13 protein-coding genes are annotated in these 15454 nt (G+C 45.0%); 3 read left to right on the top strand and 10 right to left on the bottom strand.

Features of this window, described 5'->3' with window-relative positions; all coding sequences use genetic code 11:
* Positions 1-11 precede the first annotated feature (11 nt).
* Entirely contained in the window at positions 12-440 is a 429-nt protein-coding gene (locus CWO08_RS09335; protein ID WP_048658261.1) for a MarR family winged helix-turn-helix transcriptional regulator, read from the top strand.
* A 64-nt stretch (positions 441-504) separates the two neighbouring features.
* On the opposite strand, the gene CWO08_RS09330 is transcribed toward CWO08_RS09335, so the two are convergent.
* The 4 genes from CWO08_RS09330 to CWO08_RS09315 form a co-directional block, all read right to left on the bottom strand.
* On the bottom strand, positions 505-1371 hold the full coding sequence (locus tag CWO08_RS09330) for a DMT family transporter (RefSeq protein ID WP_057621756.1): 867 nt from the start codon (positions 1369-1371) through the stop codon (positions 505-507).
* A gap of 110 nt (positions 1372-1481) precedes the next feature.
* Positions 1482-2579, bottom strand: coding sequence for an alkene reductase (locus CWO08_RS09325; protein ID WP_102479108.1), 1098 nt, complete (start codon positions 2577-2579; stop codon positions 1482-1484).
* Between the two features lie 14 nt (positions 2580-2593).
* Entirely contained in the window at positions 2594-2971 is a 378-nt protein-coding gene (gloA, locus tag CWO08_RS09320) for a lactoylglutathione lyase (protein ID WP_102479107.1), read from the bottom strand.
* Between the two features lie 216 nt (positions 2972-3187).
* Entirely contained in the window at positions 3188-4123 is a 936-nt protein-coding gene (locus CWO08_RS09315; protein WP_102432619.1) for a LysR family transcriptional regulator, read from the bottom strand.
* A 1016-nt stretch (positions 4124-5139) separates the two neighbouring features.
* Between CWO08_RS09315 and CWO08_RS09310 the strand changes: the two genes are divergently transcribed.
* The gene (locus CWO08_RS09310; RefSeq protein ID WP_102480741.1) at positions 5140-5751 is read left to right on the top strand and encodes a magnesium transporter; all 612 of its coding nucleotides are present in this window, start codon (positions 5140-5142) and stop codon (positions 5749-5751) included.
* Positions 5751-6740 carry an efflux RND transporter periplasmic adaptor subunit gene (locus CWO08_RS09305; protein ID WP_012604427.1) on the top strand — a complete coding sequence of 330 codons (990 nt, stop codon included), beginning with the start codon at positions 5751-5753 and terminating at the stop codon, positions 6738-6740. The genes CWO08_RS09310 and CWO08_RS09305 overlap by 1 nt, the downstream gene beginning before the upstream one ends.
* Positions 6741-6847: 107 nt before the next feature.
* On the opposite strand, the gene cyoE is transcribed toward CWO08_RS09305, so the two are convergent.
* The 6 genes from cyoE to CWO08_RS09275 all read right to left on the bottom strand — a co-directional run bounded on the left by cyoE (position 6848) and on the right by CWO08_RS09275 (position 15452).
* Positions 6848-7717, bottom strand: a complete 870-nt coding sequence (gene cyoE / locus CWO08_RS09300; RefSeq protein WP_048669035.1) for a heme o synthase — start codon at positions 7715-7717, stop codon at positions 6848-6850.
* 8 nt (positions 7718-7725) lie between these two features.
* The gene (cyoD, locus tag CWO08_RS09295; protein ID WP_108020335.1) at positions 7726-8037 is read right to left on the bottom strand and encodes a cytochrome o ubiquinol oxidase subunit IV; all 312 of its coding nucleotides are present in this window, start codon (positions 8035-8037) and stop codon (positions 7726-7728) included.
* Positions 8037-8654, bottom strand: coding sequence for a cytochrome o ubiquinol oxidase subunit III (gene cyoC / locus CWO08_RS09290; protein ID WP_010439790.1), 618 nt, complete (start codon positions 8652-8654; stop codon positions 8037-8039). The genes cyoD and cyoC overlap by 1 nt, the downstream gene beginning before the upstream one ends.
* The gene (gene cyoB / locus CWO08_RS09285; RefSeq protein WP_048669033.1) at positions 8644-10722 is read right to left on the bottom strand and encodes a cytochrome o ubiquinol oxidase subunit I; all 2079 of its coding nucleotides are present in this window, start codon (positions 10720-10722) and stop codon (positions 8644-8646) included. Before cyoB ends, cyoC begins: the two co-directional genes overlap by 11 nt.
* Positions 10723-10727: 5 nt before the next feature.
* Complete coding sequence (gene cyoA / locus CWO08_RS09280; RefSeq protein WP_080585195.1) at positions 10728-11624, bottom strand: ubiquinol oxidase subunit II; 897 nt, start codon at positions 11622-11624, stop codon at positions 10728-10730.
* Between the two features lie 729 nt (positions 11625-12353).
* The gene (locus tag CWO08_RS09275) at positions 12354-15452 is read right to left on the bottom strand and encodes an efflux RND transporter permease subunit (RefSeq protein WP_108020334.1); all 3099 of its coding nucleotides are present in this window, start codon (positions 15450-15452) and stop codon (positions 12354-12356) included.
* Positions 15453-15454 lie beyond the last annotated feature (2 nt).

Below are 15454 nucleotides of genomic sequence, written 5' to 3'. Positions count from 1 at the left end.
GGGGCTAACCAATGCCAGAAGAGTTTGATAGACAGAATAGTTTTGGATGGATGATCAATGTTATCGCCAACAAAGCGACCAAAGATTTCGACCTTGAGCTAAAGAAACACGGCTTAAGCATCGCATTGTGGCCAACCTTGATGTGTTTATGGGAAGAAGAAGGCGTTACCCAGCGTGATATTGCCGCTAAGTCGAAAGTAGAAAACTCAACGACAACACGAACATTAGATAAGTTGGAAAAGCTTGAACTGGTAGAGCGTAGAGTAGATCCACACAGTCGCCGCTCTTTTAGAATCTACCTAACAGAGAAAGGTAAAGCACTTGAAGAAGTGTTAATACCCATCCCTGTGAAGTTGAATGAAGAGCTAATGGCCTCGCTTGATGCAAAAGAGCAGCAACAGATGATCGGTTTACTTAAAAAAATGGTCGCAGCTGTCTAGATCAATAGCTCACGCTAAAGTAACCACTTAGAAACTGAATAAGACCCTCGCCCTGAACGAGGGTTTATTTTTTCCGCGACCATTTGATATAGCAAAACAGCGAAGCAATGATCACCGCTCCACCGACCAGCTTTTGTACCTCAACTGTTTCACCCAACATGCTGACACTCAGTAACAATGTCCACACTGGCTCAAGAATCATGATCAATGCCGCCACTTCCATGTTCACGGAGTGCTGACCGACCGTTTGCAGCAAGTAACGAATAGACGTTGCGATCACCGCAGATACGATAAACCAGAACACTAAGGTTTTGGTGATTTCGAACTCCGGCTGAGCTGTCATAGAAGCAAAGGCTAAACCACTCACACCCACAACAAACAATTGCACACAGATTGATGCGATAGGCTTAATATTGGTGATCACACGCTTGTTCATCACAAAGTGAATGGATAGCAACATAGAAGCCAACAAGAAGTAGATCTGACTTTGTTCAACATGCCAACCATTGGTGAGGGTAAGCAGTAACATACCAAGGATCGCGATAGGGAATGACATCCAAAATGCGCGATTAGGCTTTACTCGAAACAGAACCCAAGAGACGAATGGCGCAATGATCATCGCGAGGCTCATGATAAATGCCCCTTCCGATAAACTCTCCGTTACCGAAACCGCAAACACCCACACCTGAAGTGAGGCAGACAAGAGTAAGCCGACACCGCACAATGACAGGATCTGCTTAAATGAGAGATTGCGAATATGATGAATACAGAATGGCAGTAGAATCAGGCTCGCGACAACAAAACGCACACCAATGAACACAGGTCCCGGCATTTCCATGACCACAAGCTTAGATGCAATCCATCCTACCCCTGCCAGTAAAGTGGCACACAAGAGGTAAAGCTCGCCACGCATTGCTTTCACGTTCATCATTTTTATTCGTTCCAATAACAAAAAAGCAACCAGGCTCTGCAAGGTTGCTTTTTATAAACTCTCAACAGGATCAAGATACTATCTTAATACTCTGTTTCAGGCAGCAGTTTTTAGCCTGCGTATTCTGGGTAATCCGTTAAGCCTTTTTCAGCACCGCCAAACAGAGTATTTGGATCGTGCGGAGCTAGAGGAAAACCATTTTGAATACGAGCTGGCAAATCTGGATTTGCTACAAATGGACGACCAAAGCCAACCATATCTGTCACGCCTTCTGCGACTGCTTGCTCGCCACGCTCGCTGTCGTATTTACCTGCGTAAATCAGTACACCTTTGAATGCTTCACGAACCGCAACTTTGAACGCTTTTGGCGTTTCCGGCGCATCATCCCAGTCTACTTCTGCGATGTGCAGGTAAACGATCTTGTATAGGTTTAGGTACACGGCTGCCGCTGTGTAAGTTTCAACTGGCGTCGCGTCAACCGTGCCATTTAGCGAAGTAAACGGAGCAAGACGAACACCAACACGGTCAGCACCAATCGCTTCAACCATCGCTTCAACCACTTCACCTAAGAAACGCAGGCGGTTTTCAATTGAACCACCGTATTCATCGCTACGGTTGTTTGCTTCAGAATCAATAAATTGGTTAATCAAGTAGCCATTTGCTGCGTGAAGCTCAATGCCATCAAAGCCTGCTTCGATTGCATTAAGGGCTGCTTGGCGATATTGCTCAACCGCTTCTTTGATGTCTTCTTTGGTCATTTCACGAGGCTCAACCACGTCAACAAACCCCGGCTCATCAGTGCCGTTATCGATGAAGACTTTTACATTTTCCGCTTTGATAGCAGAAGACGAAATTGGCTGTTCACCACCGATGTTATCTGGGTGTGTTACACGACCGACATGCCAAAGCTGAGCGAAAATAACGCCGCCTTTTTCATGTACTGCATCGGTTACTTTTTTCCAACCAGCAATTTGCTCGTCAGAGTAGATACCTGGAGTCCAAGCATAGCCTTGGCCCATAGGTGAAATTTGTGTGCCTTCAGCGATGATCAAACCTGCAGAAGCGCGCTGAGCGTAGTAAGCCGCCATCATGTCGTTTGCTGAATTACCAGGTTGCGTCGCACGTGAGCGCGTCATCGGAGGCATAACAATACGGTTTTTAAGCTCAATGTTACCAAGTTGAATTGGTTGCAATAGTGCGTTTGTCATAATGGTTTCCTCGATTAACCTAGTTGAATCAGTTCGATTTGGTAGCCGTCTGGGTCAGTAATAAACGCGATATGAGTTGAACCGCCTTTCACTGGACCCGCTTCGCGAGTGACGTTGCCACCCAGCGATTTTATCTTGTCACATGCCACGTAAATATCTTCTACACCCAATGCCAGATGACCAAACGCGCTGCCCATCTCGTACTCATTCGTATCCCAGTTGTACGTTAGCTCGATAGTCGTGCCGCCTTGCTCATAGCCAACAAAAACCAATGTGTAGCGGTAGTCTTTGTTTTCATGGCGTTCAAGTTCCTTCATTCCCAATACCTTGGTGTAGAACTCAATAGACTTGTCTAGATCAGCAACTCGAATCATTGTGTGTAGGAATTTCATATTTCACCCTTTTTAAGCCCAGTAACCTGAGCCGATATAATCGTGAGTGGAGGTTATCCACTTCTTTGTTAGGGTTAATATACGAGCTGACAGCAAATAAATGAAATTATCATAAATTCTCATTGTGATAATTTTTTGTTATTAACATATTGACTAATACAAACTAAGAGACACAAAAAAGGGAAGCCAATGCTCCCCTTAGATTTCGACTCTCAATTAAAACCGCAAACGCCTATCTTTAAGCGTTTTCGACATCGCATCAGATGTATTAATCACTTGCTCTCGAAACCATTTATGAGCGGGGTCGCTGTTCTGCTTCTTCAACCAAATCAGGTAATGAGACATCGGCTGATATTCAAAAGGTGGCTTGAACAGCTGTAAACTTAACTTTTCTTGAAACTGCACGGCCATGGATAAAGGCACTACAGTGATGTAATCGGATTGGCTACACAGCAAGATATTACTGAACAGCGAACGCCCATGAAATACGATTTTACGCTGGGACAGATCTAAAGATGTGTAGTGATTCAAACTGCGAACTTTACGGCGAGTTCGATCTAAAACAGCATGTTTTTCGGTCATAAACTGAGCTTCATTGATTTCACCTTGAATTCGTGGATGCCCCTCACGACACACAATGGCAAAATCTCCCTGATACAAGGTTTCGCTAGCGATGCTAGGATGTTCAGGAACCAAAATATCGATCATCGCATCAAACTCTTGAGTCAGAAGATTTTCATAGATACGATCATCATTATCTGGTTGATCATAGACTTCAAGCGAGAGATTTTGATTTGGAAGAGCCGCAAAACTATTGAGCAATACCCACTGAAGGTGTTCAGGTGAAGAAATAACAAACTTACGCTCAGAAACTTGCTCATCAAAATTTGTCATCGATTGAAAGACACCATTTAACTCATTGATCGGTGCTTTAATTTGCTCATACAAGCTTTGAGAATATGCAGTAGGCACCACCCCCCGTCCTTTTCGGACAAAAAGCTCCTGCCCAATATCACTCTTTAAACGTGCTAAGGCAGTACTAATAGTCGATTGATTGGTACTAAGTTGATCAGCAGCTTTACTTAAACTCCCCTGCTCCATCACCGCAGAAAAGACAGCAAGTAAATTGAAATTTGGAATGTCGTTACTCATATATCATTACTCTCAAGGCTGCCATAAGCACTATGCTATCGTAAAAACGATAGCATAAAATAAGAATCTCAAATTTAAAGTTATAAATTGAGACACTAATATCCCGTGATACACTACTCTTTTAGATGAGAAACCTCGCCAATTAGTGACGCTCTAATGACAATGATAAAACGGACTATTGTCTCGCTTGTCATGACACTGTGTTCAGAGTGATTGAGGTATACATCTAAATAATTATAGCTACAATATTTTTAATTCAGCGCTCAAAGAAGATGTTCTTGTTAATAGCTACAATCATATGCTGAGCGTATCATTAATGTGTTTCTTAAGGTTTTATGAATACTTTCTGACAAATGAATTTTATTGTCGTACGTATATAATTCATCATTCATTCGTATTACTCTTTTTATTGTAAAAAGCGTGTAAAAAGATAAATTCTATCAACTCTATTATTGATGCTTTTATTAGTCATTTCATTGATCCAAGCCAATTTAATTAACAATGTTTTAAAGCCGAATTTGAGCACTAGCAAATAATTCAACTTGCCGATTTTGCGCCATGCCAATTCATCGTAATTACGATATTATTAAATCGGTATACTGGGTAGATACTGCTCAAAACTCTTCCTATTATCCTGCCAGCAAATCAATTATTATCCCAAACAGAAAAATGACAAATATTTACTGTGGCATGTCAATTATCATGAAACAGCCCTCTATGGTCGAGGCGCAGCCCATAATAAAGACAGTCGCTACGAAGGTTAAGTCGATAGTCTAATTACCATTCTGTTTGCGTCTACTGACAAATAATAAGATTGATTTGTAAGGGAGCATATTCGCTTCTTGATACCGAGAATCGGTTGTCTGGACTGAGTAGTATCACTTTAAATAGCATCTATTACTTTTGTTTATTATGCGTACCAATCTACCCACATAATAGACATCTACTTTTTAAGATGTCATTAAAGGTCACTTCTAGGCTGCAAATTCTCTCTTCTTATTGATGTAGGTTGAGATATGAACTTTATAAAACTCGTTTTCCAGAAAATCTGGGCCATTGTAATGGTCTTGATTAAATTCTGCCTGTTTATGGCGGTGATGTTTGCTGGTGCATGGGCTCTTGCACCGTTAGGCACAATCCATTCTAAAGACATCGACATGTCTCAATTCAACAATCATCCCAATGAAATGATGATGAACTTCTTCCAGATGGAGTACTTCTCTGGCTACTTGTTCTCAGTGACCATTGCTGTGGTATTAGCCGGTGTTTACGGCATGTGGCAGTTGCATGAACTAGGTGTGCATAAAGCAAAAGAGCATAAGAGCGCTCACGTTCAGATCGTGTTTGCACTATCACTTTGCGGACTCTTCATCAGCAAAACATTCTGGGTGATCGCCTTGGTTATCGCATTGGCGAACTGGAAACATATTGGCCAATCACTGAGTGATGTAATTCGCCGTGGTGTACAGCCTAAACAAGATGCGACAAGTACAGAGGCCGCCGTAGTCCACGTATCACCTGAAGAATCGGTAACAGAGCCGTCTCAAACGAAACAATCTCCAGTAGAACAGTCTTCAGAAGCTCAGCCTTCAAAAGAAAAGACTCCAACAAATAAAGAGGTCGCATAATGAAAGAGATGATGATTCCATACATCCTAATTGTATGGTCACTGTTTGCGACAGGCGCACTTAAGAAGAATTTCAAAAACTACACCTGGGCTGCCATTGGCGGTGTAACGATTCTTGCGGTATTAGCAGTTATCTCTCGCTTGTGGGCACCCGTTGATTTAACCAACTCAACCACAGTGAAAGCACCGCACGCCGTGATGTCACCTATCTTTGGCCAGCAGATCGACCAAGTGCTTGTTGAGCACAACCAAATGGTTAAAGAAGGCGACGTAATTTACACACTCGTCGACATTGACTCTGCCGCAGACAAAGCAAAGATCGAATCTTCAATTGTTCAGAAAGAAGAAGAGATCAAGCAAATGAATCGCGACTTAGAGCGCGCTGAAACGTCACCTGAAATCTTCAATATGCGTGACGTGGAAAAATACGACTCCGATCTTCGAGTGCTGCACGCTGAACTTGTGTCATTAAAAGCCGACTTGCAGAAAGTTAACTGGGCACAAGAGAAGAAAACCATTCGAGCTGAATTTGATGGCCAAGTCTCTATCGTGAACATTGCGGAAGGCTCGGTAATGGGCAATATGCACCTTTACAACACCAGCAAAAAGTTCTTAGAGATGCGCATCTCTGACCAAACATACGGCTATGTTCAAGTGGGTGACTTTGCTGAGTTCTTCGTAGACGCTTATCCAGGTCACGTGTTCCGGGCAAAAGTACACAGCTTTAATGCAGGTACCGGTGAGTCGAGTATTTCTCCACTTCAGGGGCCACAAAGTGTCGGTCAACACGTAGTAAGAAACGGCAATGGTTTAGGTCGTACTATCGTACTTGAGATCATCGAACCAGAAGGTTACAACATCCCGATTGGTTCAACTGGCGCGGCTTGGATCTCGGCTGAGAAGCCACACCCATTCTGGGGCTTCATTGATGTGATTGGCGCAGCAACCGTTCGCCTACAATCTTACAAGTCATACTTAGGTGCTTGGTAAACAAGTTACGCGTAAGAGTTGGATAGAAGATAAACAAAAATACCCCGCTCGTCGGGGTATTTATATTATTGGTGTGAACTGCTTGATAGGTTAATCTTGTTCCAACCTTACGAAAAAGGCAGTGGAATCAACTCCAGTCCAAGAACACCACTGATGCTCATTACCACCAGCAGGGACACCTTAAACACAGTCTTTGACCACTGAATGTAGTTGAGGCAGTCGACCTTACGGAACGTCACTTTGGTCCACATAAAGCAAACGGCTGCCGACACGGCTAGGTATTCATAACCCGCCTCTCCGAGTAAAAATAACCCCAGAGCAACCGCGCCAAAAGCGACCACATACGCTTTCATATGTTTGTGGGCCTTATCCACACCCTCTTTAACCGGTAAAACGGGAATGCCTGCATCTCGGTAGTCTTGAATGCGGAACATCGCAATCGCATACGAGTGTGGCATTTGCCATAAGCAGAACATAATGAACAGCAGAACGGCTTCTAAGCTCAGGTAGTTCGTCACGCCAAGGTAGCCAACCAATGGTGGAACCGCGCCAGAAATACTGCCCACTAAGGTGCCGTAAACTGAATTACGCTTGTACCACATGGTGTAGAAAAAAACGTAGAACACATAACCAAGCAACACCACCACCGCAGACATCGGATTAACGAATTGAAACAGCAACGCCGTGCCTGCCAACAACATGACTAACGCATAGATAAATGCGACGTCTGTGTTGATGTTGCCCTGAACCAATTCACGGTTCTGGGTTCGTTTCATTTTCTGGTCGATATCTCGGTCAAAGATGTTGTTGACCACACAACCTGATGCAATCACAAGCCCCACACCCGCTAATGTTGTCAGTAACAACATCGCACTGGCTGGTTCTGTTTTTGCGGCGAGGAAGAACCCCGCCGCAACAGAAATCAGGTTGCCGAAAATGATGCCCGGTTTGGTAATAGACAGATATCTTTTCAGCATACCCTAGCCTACAACTTCATGTTGACGTTCATGTTGTAGATGATCCATACCGAGCCAGCGATAAGAATCAATACAACGATGGCGGTAAACATCAGTGACACCAAGTTCCAACGCCCATCGGAAGATTTCGCTTCCATATGCAAGAAGTACTTAAAGTGCACAAAGATTTGCACCAGCGCACACCCGAACAAGATCACGTAAGTTTCCGTGCTTGGTAGCGCATGTGACCACACGATGTAGAACGGAATAATGGTCAGAATTAGTGACGCAATAAAGCCTTTCACATAATCCATTGCACCGCTGTCTAGATGCTGTTCCATTACATCACCCCCATTAAGTACACAATGGTAAATACACAAATCCAAACGATATCAAGGAAATGCCAGAACAAGCTTAAACACTGGAAACGCATCGACATGTTGTCGTTCAAGCCTTTGGTTGAAAGCTGGTGATACGCCACTGCCATCCAAATCAGACCAAACGTTACGTGCAACCCGTGTGTGCCAACCAAGGTAAAGAACGCAGAAAGGAACGCACTCTCTTGAGGACCATAACCTTCTGCAATCAAGTGATGGAACTCATACACTTCCATACAGATAAAGGCTAAGCCCAATACGAAAGTAACTTTGATCCATCGCTTCAGTCCCGTAACGTCTTTGCGCTTCATTGCAATCATGCCAAAGCCAAAGGTGATACTACTGAACAGCAGCATCATGGTTTCGACAAACACGAACGGCAGTTCAAAGATGTCTTTGCCTGTAGGCCCTGCGATTGAACCACTCTCAAGCACGGCATAAGTCGCGAAAAGTGTGGCAAACAGGACACAGTCACTCATCAAGTAAACCCAGAAGCCAAACAACTTGTTGCCCGCAGCTTCGTGGTGATGATCATGCGAGTGTGCAAGATCATAAGTGTGTGACGGAGTATTAGCTTGCATACGTCGTCTCCAAATCATCTTTATTGTTGTTATCACTGTCACCGTCAGCGCTGTTACCACGACCAGAGTTGTCGCCCTTCACTGACTGTCTCTTAGCTTCTTCAAGCTGTGCACGTCGAGCCGCTTCAATCGCTTTGATCTCTTCAACTTCCACGTAGTAGTCCACATCGTCGTTGTAGCTGTGTTGAATACACGTCACCACGATGCCCACTAAGCTTGCCGCCGCTAGCCACCAGATGTACCAAATCATTGCGAAACCAAATGCCAACGCCCATGCAGACACATAAATGCCTGTCGGTGTATTCTTAGGCATGTGAATACGTTCGTATTCTTCTTCCTGAGTTGGATCAAACTCACCACTTTGCTTTTGATACCAGAACGAATCGATCTCATCGCCCTTAGGCAATTTTGCAAAGTTGTAGAACGGCGGTGGTGAAGACGTTGCCCATTCGAATGTGCGTCCGCCCCACGGGTCACCGGTTAGATCTCGGTTTTGGTCGCGGTCACGAACACTCACGTAAATCTGAACGAACTGACAAACAACACCCATCGCAATCACGCCCGTACCTGCAGCCGCAACCGCCAGTAGAGGGAAGAATTCAGGATTGATGTCTTGGCTCAAACGACGCGTCATGCCCATAAAGCCCAGAGCATAAAGCGGCAAGAACGCCATCAAGAAACCGATTATCCAGCAGTAGAATGCGCGTTTTCCCCAAAGTTCGTTCAGAGTGAAACCCGTCGCTTTCGGGAACCAGTAACCAATAGCAGCGAAACAACCGAACACTACGCCACCGATAATTACGTTGTGGAAGTGAGCAATCAGGAATACCGAGTTATGCAGAATAAAGTCTGCGCCCGGAACTGCCATCAATACGCCTGTCATACCACCCACCGTAAAGGTGATAAGGAAACCGACCGTCCATAACATAGGTGTGGTAAAGCGGATACGACCTTTGTACATGGTGAACAACCAGTTGAAGATCTTAACCCCGGTCGGGATAGAGATAATCATAGTTGCAATGCCGAAGAAGGCATTCACATTGGCGCCTGAACCCATGGTGAAGAAGTGATGCAGCCAAACCACAAACGCTAAAATAGTGATAGCCACCGTCGCCCATACCAGTGAGGTATAACCAAACAGTTTTTTACGTGAGAAAGTCGCAGTAACTTCAGAGAACACTCCGAAAATAGGCAAGATTAGGATGTACACCTCAGGGTGTCCCCATGCCCAAATCAGGTTCACATACATCATCACGTTGCCACCAAGGTCATTGGTGAAGAAGTGCGTGCCGATGTATCTATCCAAAGTCAGTAACGCAATGGTCACAGTTAGGATCGGGAAAGAGATGATGATCAGGATGTTGGCACACAGAGATGCCCATGTGAACACTGGCATCTTCATCATTGGCATAGACGGAGTACGCATGCGCAAAATGGTCGCAAAGAAGTTCACACCCGTTAGTGTGGTACCCACACCGGATATTTGCAGTGCCCATATCCAATAATCGACACCTACTCCCGGGCTTGCCTCAATGCCGGAAAGCGGTGGATACGCTAACCAACCCGTACGGCCAAACTCACCTAAGCCCAGTGACATGTTGGTTAGAATGATACCCACCACAAACAGCCAGAAGCTTAAGTTATTCAAGTAAGGGAATGCAACATCACGAGCACCAATTTGCAGCGGCACGATAATGTTCATCAAACCGATAACCAATGGCATCGCTACGAAGAAAATCATGATCACGCCGTGAGCCGTGAAGATCTGATCGTAGTGATGTGGCGGTAAATAGCCCGTCTCACCGGCTGCAGAAAGCAATTGCTGACTACGCATCATTACCGCATCAGCAAAGCCACGAACTAACATCACCATCGCAACCGCAATGTACATGAAGCCCAGTTTTTTGTGGTCTACAGACGTAAACCATTCATTCCAAAGGTATTGCCACTTACCTGCTTTAGTTACCGCGAACACCACTAAAGCACCCACCAAAGCAATCATGGTTAAAGTGACTACAATAATGGGTTCGTGGTAGGGAATTGAGTCTAGAGTTAATCTTCCAAACATGACGATTATCCTTGGGTTTCCGGCAAACAGTTCATTGAACCAGGGTGCTGGGTCACGACATCAGTGAATAAAAATGGTGGGATACTGGAGAAAAAAGTCACAGGTTCAGCAACACTTGGCGCAGCCAATGAACGGAACTGCTCCCAATCTTCAATACGGTCTGGGCTAGCCTTCACTTTTTCCACCCAGTTTAGAAACGCCACTTGGTCAGGCATTGCTGATGCGGTGAATTTCATTTGAGAGAACCCTTTACCACTGTAGTTCGATGCAAAACCTTTGAAGTCGCCTTCATGGTTAGCAATCAAGTTCAGCTTGGTCACCATTCCCGGCATCGCATAAATCTGCGAACCAAGACGCGGGATAAAGAACGCGTTCATGATGTTGTCTGAAGTCAGCTTAAACGTCACCGGTACATCTTTCGGGAACGCAACATAGTTAACCGTCGCAATGTTTTGCTCCGGATAGATGAACAGCCATTTCCAGTCCAGAGAGACAACTTCGATCACCATAGGCTTAACGTCACTCTCCAGAGGCTTGGAAGGCTCCAGTTCGTGTGTTGTTCGCCAAGTGATGGTGGCCAGAATCGCAATAATGATGATTGGAATCGTCCATACCACTATTTCAATCTTGGTTGAGTGCGCCCAGTCAGGTGCATACTCTTCTGTGGTGTTGCTTTCACGGTATCTATAAGCAAAGTAGATGGTCATCAGAATCACGGGGATGACTACAATCAGCATCAGCAACAGAGCAGTAATAATTAGCTCCTTTTCCTGAACGCCAACGCTACCTTTTGGGTCGAGCAATGCTGAATTGCATCCTTCGAGCATCAGGACGGTTCCCACCAAACCAATCCTCGACAGATTTGCTCTCGATAAAATGCGTTTATATCTTGAAGCTTCCATTAACTTTCTCGATGGTTATCCAGCCTCAGAACGAACGCCCGAGTACTGGTTGTCATGGTCATTAGAATATTTATGTGTTGAGCATGTGAAACGACGCATCTCAAAGCGAAACTGAATTAAACCCTTCTCAGTACAGTTAAAACTGCCGAATTAAAACGACAGCACAGCGTAGCCGAAACATTGCCGCACAGTTAAAACCACACAAAAAATATGACTTAATTGTTACACTTTGAAATACATTGTTACATTTGGCGCATTATGAGGAGTTGAAATTGAAAGCTCACCAAACAAACTTGGAAACTAACCTTCCAGTTATGAAAGTAAGATGTGGGAAATTGATGCAATTCAGACGCACACCATATACGTGCCACACGAGTTGAGCCATGTGCGGAAAAGGATTAAAGCGAAACGGGAGAGAGAAAAGTAAACACGCAGTAGAAGCAACAATGATTGATTACATTAGAAAGAGCGAATTAAGTAAAGTGTGACACATGTCAAATTTATGAATTCACATACGATTTTAAAGGTATTTAGAAAAGACATCACTTCAGACAGCAACCCATTAGATATTCGAATAACACACTACTTTTCATTGATAATAATGCCAGTGAGGTACCGAAAAACAATGGAAAAGATCGATCTAAAAAGCCGATTTGATGAGTATTTTGATGTATTTCAGTGAGTATTGCTCCCCTCAAAGGAGAGGAGTAATCGTCCTTAAGAGAGGGATTATGCTGTTGCTATGACGACTTTCTTACGCTGGTTTTTAGTCATTAAATGATAAACCACAGGCACAAAGTAGAAAGAAATAAGCGTGGTTAATACCGTTCCGCCAACAATCGCGACCGCGAACGGAGGCCAGAAGCCACCACCAGCGATGATCAATGGCATAAAACCGCCAACGGTTGTTATCGTGGTTGAGCTGATATGACGCGTACACGACATCACCGCCTCAACTACCGCATCCACATTACCGGATGAAGCTTGTTCATCGAGTTTCAATTCCGTCAGAATCACGATAGCAGCGTTAATCGCTAAGCCCGCAATCCCGAGCATAGCGATGATCACCGTAAAGCCAAATGGATACCCGAAGATCCACACCGACAGCAACCCTAGGCCACCAGCTAATCCTGCCACCATGAAGATGATGCTACTCATTCGGAACGAGTTGAACGACATCACCACCACTAACACCATCAATACCACCACAACGGCGACATTCGAAATAAGGCTGTTGACTGAATTGTCACGCTCAGCTGATTCACCACCAAAACCAATCGTATAACCCGATGGCATCTCATAGCTTTCTAAGCGTTTTTGGAACTCGTTAAGGACGGTTTGTGGTAAGACGCCCGCTTCAATGTAGCCTTCAATGGTATTCACTCGTTGTCCGTTACGACGAGTAATCGCGCCGCGACTGGTCGTCAGTTCAAGCTCTGCTAAAGTTGAAACGTTAATCCCCGTTGAGTAAACATCAGAACTAATCGGCAAACGAATGTTACTCAGATGCGCTAAGTTTTCACGCGCATCATCTGCAACACGAACACGGATTGGTACCGATTCACTGCCCTCTATCACAGAGCCACTTTCACGGCCTGTTAGCGTAGTTTGCAGCATACCTGCAAATTGGTTGAGTGAAATCCCGTTAAGTTTCGCAGTGTCCTCATCAACCTTCAACCACACCTTCGGCGTACCCGGCTGCAGTGTTTCTCGTGTGTGAGTCACATGAGGCACACCTGCCAGAATCAGTCGAACATCTTCACCAATCGCTTTTAATGTATCGAGGTTTTCACCATAAACACGCAGCTCAACGGGCGCAGTAAATGGAGGCCCTTGATTAAGCTTTCGTACCAAGATTTGTGCTTCCGGCACCTCGTTATCTAGCACTTTTTGCAACTCAGGGATTAGTGCGTTGGCTTGGTCAAAGTTCTCTGTTTTAACCATCGCTTGTGAGAAGTAAGGCGCGTTGTTTTGCCTTGCTTGCAAGTTGTAATAGAAAGATGGGAAGTTAGCACCCACTAGCCAATCAATGCGCTCCACTTCTGGATAGCGATGAATGATGTCGTCTATTTTTTCCGAGGTATTTTTCGTCGCATAAATGCTGGCTTGAGGTGGCATGTATACCTGAATCTCAAACATGTCTCGGTCTGATGGCGGGAAGAACTGCTCAGTCAGTTGAGACATACTCCAGTAGCCAGTAAACGGAACCAACAACACCAAAGCAATAGTAATGATTGGATGCGTGACACCAAAGCGAACAGAAGATGAGAACCAACGTGTTAATGCAGGAATTCTTAAGCCTGTCATATACCAATGATGTTGCCCTTTCTTATCAACGTCGCTGAGTTGCTTCGGCAGTAACTTGGTCGCTAAGCCAGCAATTAAGGTATGCGAAATCACATAAGAACCTATCAACGAGAACGAAACGGTAATCGCAATACCACCGACAAACTCACCCGATGCACCCGGCATCAAAATAATCGGGGCAAACGCCAACACGGTAGTTAAGGTTGAGCCTAATAACGGCACCCACAAGTGCTTCAACGCATTCATGGTCGCTTCCGCTCTGTGTTGCCCTTTCAAGCGATATGCCTGAATAGTATCGACCATCACCACCGCGTTATCGACCATGATCCCCAGCGCTACAATTAGGCCTGTCACCGACATTTGGTTAATCGGTACACCGGTCATTTTCATGATCGACAGGGTCAACAATGAGGTTAACGGCAGAGAAATTGCCACTAAGATCGCGGCACGCACGCCTAAAGTGACAAATAGAACAATCAAAATCAGACCGAAACCGATCATCAAGCTCTTGCCTAAATCGTCTAAGCGAGTCTCGGTATAACCTTGCTGATTAAATAGTACAGTCACCTTAACGTTACTTGGTAACTCTTGCTCAAACTTGCTAATCAGCGCGTTGGCTCGAGACGTCCAGTTATCAACACGCAGATCAGGGTGCATTCTTGCCGCGACAATGACTCCCGGCTCACCATCAATAATGGCAATTTGGTCTTGTGGTTTTTTTTCACCACGTTTCACAGAAGCAATATCTTCCATACGGATGATGTGGCCATTGCTGTCGGTGGCAATTGGGACTTGCTTGATGCGTTCAATGGAATCAAGTTCTGATTCAATCTCTAAACCAAAACGTGAATACGCACTGACCAGTTCACCCGCCGAGTTCTTAGCATCTGCCCCTTCCAACGATTCGGCGATATTGGCACTTGAACGCCCTAAAGCAGCGGCATCGGCCGTACGTAAACTGATTTGAATCTCTTCTTGCGGCATACCGTATTCATCAACGAATTCGGTACCCGACAACGTTCGTAACCACTTGGCGAGCTCTTTGGCATAACGCCCGAGAGTTAAACGGTCAGGCTCACCTGCGCCAGACCAAGTCAGAGATGCGATGGTCGTGAAAGCATAGGTATGGTCGCTATCGAGATCGGGAGAATGCGCACCCGCAGGTAAAATGGATTCGATATCAGATAGCTTGTCACGCGCTTGCGACCAGACGGGTTCGGGCTCAGTGATGGTGTCATTAAGCTCTAGCGTGACAATCGACACGCTCGGCCTTGAGGTTGAGCTCACCAGTTTAACTTCACTCAGCTCACGCAGTTTGTTCTCAATCACCTCAGTGACCAAGGTTTCTACACGTTCGGCACTGGCACCGGGAAAGCTGGTTGTGATGTTTGCATAACGGTTGATGATTACTGGGTCTTCTGCACGAGGCAGTGTCATGAACGCAGAAATACCACTCACCATCAGTAGCGCCGTCATCAAGATGAGCAGTCGAGTATTGGAAATAGTCTCTATGATTTTCATAC

Source organism: Vibrio sp. 10N.286.48.B8 (genome assembly GCF_003050085.1).
Taxonomy (GTDB): Bacteria; Pseudomonadota; Gammaproteobacteria; order Enterobacterales; family Vibrionaceae; genus Vibrio; species Vibrio crassostreae.
The sequence above is the reverse complement of the archived record's forward strand: the minus strand, read 5'-3'. Positions and strand labels throughout refer to the sequence as shown.